The sequence below is a fragment of the Leptolyngbya sp. FACHB-711 genome (genome assembly GCF_014695615.1).
GTDB lineage: Bacteria > Cyanobacteriota > Cyanobacteriia > Elainellales > Elainellaceae > Leptolyngbya_A.
This window is the reverse complement of sequence record NZ_JACJOR010000276.1, coordinates 1-5,049: the sequence shown is the minus strand read 5'-3', so window position 1 is coordinate 5,049 and position 5,049 is coordinate 1. Positions and strand designations below refer to the sequence as shown.

The following is a 5,049-nucleotide window of genomic DNA, read 5'->3' as shown; positions in this document are numbered from 1 at the left end:
GATCGAATCTAAGTTCCAATGCCCATGAACATGTTCCGCCTCCGAATCCAATGCTGGAAGATTAAACATCTGCCCCTCATGCCCCACATGAGACGACTTTATCAGTCGCACCATTTAGAGAAATGCCTGAAGATGAGCGAACTTTCTGAACATCGCTTCTGAAACGTACTTTCGAGGTGTTTTCAAGGTACAGCCTTTGAGGGGCAGAGCAGCCTTCGAGCAGAGCATCTATCGAAACGCGACGGATAGCTCGATCGCTGTCTCTAGTCGATCGCACGGTGGCAGCAGCGTCAACGAGTCTCTGGTGTTTAGCGCGTTGCGTGGGGCACTCCAGGGTTCGAGACAGTAATAGTCTTTTCCTTTGACCGTCCAGAAAACCAGCGTGGAAAACAGGGGATCGTAAGCGAGGGTCAGGTCAATTCGACGGGCAGCATCGGCAACGCTTGCAGACTCGCGAGAAATCTGGCGAAAGGCAACGTCAATTTCATCGCGATCGAAATCAAACTGTCCTGAAAACGGATGCACGGTTTGAGTTTGCTGATCCTGATACGCGATCGCCGGAATCTCGAACTGAAGCTGAGCCTTGTCATTGACTGGAAAATAGGGATGAAAGCCGATCGAGAAGGGCATCGGTTCAGCGGAACGGCTGGTAATCTGCTGCTCGATCCGCAGGCGATTGGGCAGAAGGCGATAGGTAAACCGTAACTCGAAGTCAAACGGGTACTGCGATCGAGTCAGGTTACTGCTGCTTAGCACAAGCTGGATTGCGTCAGCCGGGGAAGGGTTAACCACTGTCCAGGGCAGGTCGCGGGCGAAGCCATGCTGTTTCATTAAGTAGGACTTGCCTTGATGGGTGTAGGTGTTGTTGGGCAAGTTACCGCAAATAGGAAACAAAATGGGAATTCCGCCCCGGACGCTGAGGCTGGGATCGGCAAAACGCGCTTCGTCTAAATAGAGAATGTCTTGCCCCTGCACTTGCCAGCGTGTGATGATTCCGCCCCGTTCGGGCACGACTTCCAGGCGAGTTGAGGTTGCCTCGTCGGTAAGGATGCAGGTGAGAAACTGGCGTTGCTCGATCGAAAAAGCCATAACAATTACTAAGCTTACGCGCTAGGGTTGGACGCTAGGGTTGGGTCGGGTCTACGGTGAAGGGTTCGGAAAAGGGCTTATCGGAGTTGGGCGCGGCAGGAAGGGTCAGGCGAATTCGGGCATCCAGCGTTGTGGGCGATCTCAACGGCTGACGAAATAGGCTGGAGGCTTGCTTGAGGTAATCCAGGATCGAGGTTCCGGCTTCGGCAGTGAGAACTTCGGTTTGTCCGCCGCTGACGCGCACAGGCAGGAGTTCAAGCTGCATCTGCTGCTCCTGAAGGCTGAGCTTGAGGGCAAGGGTTTCGTACTGCTGGTTCGTCGGCTCGGCATCCTGCGCTTGATACGGGTCAAGCAGGGAACCCAGTGAATAAACGATCGCCCGTCCGCCGTAAACTTCTGCCCCTTGCGTCACCGTCGGATGGTAGCCAACGACCAGATCTGCTCCATGGTCGATCGCGGCATGGGTGATATTGATTTGCCAGTCTTCCGGGTACGATCGCAAATTCTGGTTCCAGTGATAGCTGACGACGACCCAGTCCACCTGATTGCGAATTGATTTGATGTCTGCTTCAACCTGTTCATTAACGCTGGTGTTGAGTCCAGCAGCATTCTGTGCCGCAGTTTGCAGGCTGACATCGGAATAGCCTAGATAAGCGATCCGCTTACCCTTGATCGAAAAAATTTGCGGACGACGGGCACTTTGCTGATTGGCTCCTGCCCCGATCGGATAGATGCTGGCTTGGCTGAGCGATTTGATTGTCTCGTTGAGCGCGTCGCCGCCGGATTGAATGAGCGGGTTGCTTGCCAGGTTGACTACATTGACCCGATTTGCCTGGAGCTGTTGCAGTGTCAGTGGCGGCAAATTGATAGGAGGCGGTTCTGCAACTGAATCTGTTTCTGCAGAATCGATCGAGGATTCGGATAGGTCTGCTTCGGATGAAGATTCGGATAAATCTGATTCGGATAAATCTGATTCAGACAAGTCAGAACCATCCGTCATTGCTTGAGGAAAAGGTCCAAAGGCTCCGGCTGAATCGGCTGAAGCAGATTGGTCAAACTCAATCGCTGGTTGAGTCGCAGCTTCAGGCGTAGTCTCAGAAGGACTGGTCAAAGGACTGACCGAAGGAGCTACAGAAGGATTTGTAGAAGAATTGGCAGAATGCTCGGTTTGAGCAGCAGTTCCAGCTAAACCAGCTAAAGGCGCATTGAGACTGGAAATCAGCATATCGACGTTTTGCTGCGCGGCGATGCCTGACTGACCTGAGGCTGAAGTGAGCGTGACAGCATTGCTAAACAGCAGAGTAATGGCGGGATCACTGGCATTCGCAGCTGGCAGCTGAACCACCGGAACTTGCTCGAGCGCCGTTTTTACCATGCCCTCATAGCGAGCTCCTGCCGCCGCTTCGGGATTTTGGCTTTTGGCAGTAAAGAGAGTCACTTGATAGCGCAATAGCTCAAAGCCACAGCCCAGCAAAAACGCTGCGATCGCAGAACCGCCTAAAATGACTGCCTTTTGGCGCGGTTTTTGCCGCTGAAACCACTGGATCGATTGCTCAGTAGTCTGCCGAAGCTGACGACCGCTCTGCTGCATTTGCTGCTGACTGTGCTTCAGCCAGTGAGCCGTTTTTCGCTTGAGCGATTTTGGTCTAGACGATGCTCCCGGCTTCGTTTCCGGCTTCGTTCCCGGTTGGGTTTTCGGCACCGTGGGCTGAAAGGCGATCGTGGCAGGCACACTGCCAGAAGCAGCAACAGAAGCGGCAGCAACCGCAGGCATTTGCTCTGAAACTGGAGCCACAGAGTCTTGTAAGGCAACGTTTGAAGCAGTCGAGGCAGCAACCGCGATCGGCACAGGCTGCACGGAATTCACATCTTGATGTCCCGCTTGGAGAACTGTGGAGCGATGTCCCGCCTGGGGAACTGTCCCACGATCGGCTGCTTGGGCTGTCAGCCTTGTCTCTGTCCCTATTGGTTCTGCCACATTTGGGAAAGGAGAAACGGGGGCAAGATGGGCGGTTTGGGTCCAGAGTATTTCTGCCGAGCCGACAAGCTGCACCTTAAAGTGAACCGATTGAATCACAGGGGAATAAAGCTGGCTCAACCGCTCACCAATAAAGTGAACTAAGCGATCGCGATCGGGAGCTTGACGGCAGAGAATTTGTAGGGTGAGATGTCCGGGCTGATTGGTCGTCGCCTGGACACAAATCCCCTGCGCTACCAGATCGCGGTTCAACCAGAATGCGACTGCTCGCAAATTGCCCGCCCGCGCTAGCTTCACAACCGTCTCTTCCCAAGAGCTTTCTAAATTGGACATCTGCTTCACTCCTCCCGATCAGTTGCTCTGCCCTTACCATCTGCTGATTCATCTCGCTTCAGCGATACCTGCTGAGGATGATCTCAGTCCAGTGCAGCAGCTAAGTAACTTATTCTATTGCCATGCTTTGAATTTGAAGAACTTTACTGCAAGAATTTCGGCGAGAAGCAAGATTATTTTGCTCAGAAGTCGCGGCTATCCTATAAGTTGAGTCCTATCAGTGGTCGGCAAGTCAGCGGTCAGCAAGGGTTGCTCTGCGGTCTGCCTCTGTAATCCATAGCTGTGGTGAATAACTGCGATTCATGCCTTCAATTTTCAATTCTTCCAGCAATCCAGCTCAATCAGAAGATCAAGCCTCTGCTGTGTCAGGGCAACCAGGGTTAGAGCGGCAAGTCGTCCAGGCTTCGAGTATATCGGCTCGTCAGCCTGCTCCGGTAGACGCTTTGATGCCCGATGCCCTGCTGCTCAATGAAGCTTCTGCAATGCCCATCTCGCTGTCGATCGCCCGGCGCGGTCAGGTTCAGCCTCCCTTAGGGCTAATTATTACGATCGCGGTCAGTTTGATGGTTGCAGGGCTATGGTTCAACGCCTTTTGGCTGGGATTTTCTGGGGCAACCGTCGCGCTTCTGGTTTCGCTGCGTGTACTGTGGGTGGCAACCGCAGATGTCCTGATCGAACTGCTTTCTCCGCAGCAGCGCACCCTCTCGATCGGCATTGTGGGACTGATTGCAGCCGTGATCGGCTTTGTTTACCTCACGGGTGGAGCCGATCGGCTGAGCGAATTCCTCAGCCAGCTTAACTGGGATGCGGTGGGAGCGGCGGGAGAAGTAATCGGAGCCGTCGGGCAAATCTTGATTGCACTGCTGGCGGTTTACGTAGCGTGGCGGCAGTATGTGATTTCCAAAAATCTGACGATTCAGCAAAATTTAATCACGCAGCAGCAGACGATCGACACTTATTTTCAGGGAGTTTCTGACCTGGTGCTTGATGAAGAAGGGCTGCTCGAAGATTGGCCCCAGGAACGAGCCATTGCTGAAGGACGCACGGCTGCTATTCTCAGCAGTGTTGATGCCAACGGCAAAGCAAAAGTGCTGCGCTTTTTGTCGCGATCGAGGTTGCTTACCCCGCTAGAGCGCGATCGGCGATTGGGTCGTCCGATTCTGGATGGACTGGGCAGCTATGCCGAAGATCGGGAGTCGGGGGTGCGCGTAATTGATCTGGGGGTAATGCTGGCAAACGCCGATCTAGAAGGAACGGATTTGCGTTGGGTGGATCTCAGCGACATTAACTTGATTCGGGCAAACCTGAGCCGCTGTGAACTGGTGCGTGTCAACTTATCGCGGACGATCCTGTGCGGGTCGAATTTATCTGAAGCCGATCTACGCGGAGTGCGTTTATTCTACGGCTCGGTAGAAACAGCAACGCCTCGATCGCTGACCGATTTACCCAACTACAAAACAGGTGAATTTACGGGGGCTGTCGTGGAGGGAGCCGATTTCACTGGGGTTCAGCAGTTGTCAGCCGAGCAGCGATATTACTGCTGTGCCTGGGGCGGGTCAGCCACGCGATCGACGATTCCTGGCGGCTGCGAAGGCATCCCAAACCGATTAAATCGCTAGGGCGGCTGCAAATTCTCGCGTTTAATTGGT

At 53.8% G+C, this 5,049-nt stretch carries 3 protein-coding genes; 1 reads left to right on the top strand and 2 read right to left on the bottom strand.

All coding sequences use genetic code 11. The annotated features are described in order from the left end of the window. Nucleotides 1–228 precede the first annotated feature (228 nt). A complete protein-coding gene (locus H6F80_RS10925; protein WP_190791584.1) occupies nucleotides 229–1,089 on the bottom strand; it encodes an aldose epimerase family protein in 861 nt (286 codons plus the stop codon). A 34-nt stretch (nucleotides 1,090–1,123) separates the two neighbouring features. Continuing rightward, nucleotides 1,124–3,400 (bottom strand): CapA family protein, encoded by a 2,277-nt coding sequence (locus H6F80_RS10920; protein WP_190791583.1) that lies wholly within the window; start codon nucleotides 3,398–3,400, stop codon nucleotides 1,124–1,126. A 302-nt stretch (nucleotides 3,401–3,702) separates the two neighbouring features. On the opposite strand from H6F80_RS10920, the gene H6F80_RS10915 reads away from it, so the two are divergent. Then, nucleotides 3,703–5,019 carry a pentapeptide repeat-containing protein gene (locus tag H6F80_RS10915; protein ID WP_190791582.1) on the top strand — a complete coding sequence of 439 codons (1,317 nt, stop codon included), beginning with the start codon at nucleotides 3,703–3,705 and terminating at the stop codon, nucleotides 5,017–5,019. Nucleotides 5,020–5,049: the final 30 nt, after the last annotated feature.

Coding starts and splice junctions, on each gene's coding strand:
- H6F80_RS10925 (WP_190791584.1), bottom strand. CDS start 1,089: ATGGCTTTTTCGATCGAGCAACGCCAGTTTCTCACCTGCATCCTTACC.
- H6F80_RS10920 (WP_190791583.1), bottom strand. CDS start 3,400: ATGTCCAATTTAGAAAGCTCTTGGGAAGAGACGGTTGTGAAGCTAGCG.
- H6F80_RS10915 (WP_190791582.1), top strand. CDS start 3,703: ATGCCTTCAATTTTCAATTCTTCCAGCAATCCAGCTCAATCAGAAGAT.